This window comes from Bartonella vinsonii subsp. berkhoffii ATCC 51672 (assembly GCF_902825225.1).
Lineage (GTDB): Bacteria > Pseudomonadota > Alphaproteobacteria > Rhizobiales > Rhizobiaceae > Bartonella > Bartonella berkhoffii.
On the sequence record NZ_CADEAK010000252.1, the window covers coordinates 1 to 408 of the forward strand.

The 408-nt window shown below is 36.0% G+C and carries 1 protein-coding gene; it reads right to left on the minus strand.

All coding sequences use genetic code 11. The annotated features are described in order from the left end of the window. The coding region (locus J7R10_RS09140; protein ID WP_208436516.1) for a 2'-deoxycytidine 5'-triphosphate deaminase domain-containing protein at positions 1 to 408 on the minus strand (408 nt) is incomplete at both ends.

Consider the following 408-nt stretch of genomic DNA (forward strand, 5'->3'; position numbering starts at 1 on the left):
TAATATTAGGTAAATCATCGGATATCAATGTTTCATACGTATGCAAAGTGTGCAGTTCAATTTCATTTAAATAACTGTGTCCTTTGCGAAACCGAAGTTGAGATAAACGTGAACCGGTATGCACCAAAATTGGAAATGTACGTGGACTAATTTCAAGATAAAGTGGACCATGATAACCGGCACAAATCTTATCAAATTCTTGAGCATTATCGGTAATTACACGTGTAAAAATATCTAAACGTCCGGTAGAACTTTTAGGATTGGTAACTGCTGATAAAATGTCCGGTAACGCTAAACTTTCCAAAAGAGGGACAATATAAACACAACCTGTTTCTAGAACCGCTCCGTTCCGCAAATCAAATTCGTGTAACTTTAATCGTTCGAGTTTATCTAAAACTTTCACATTGG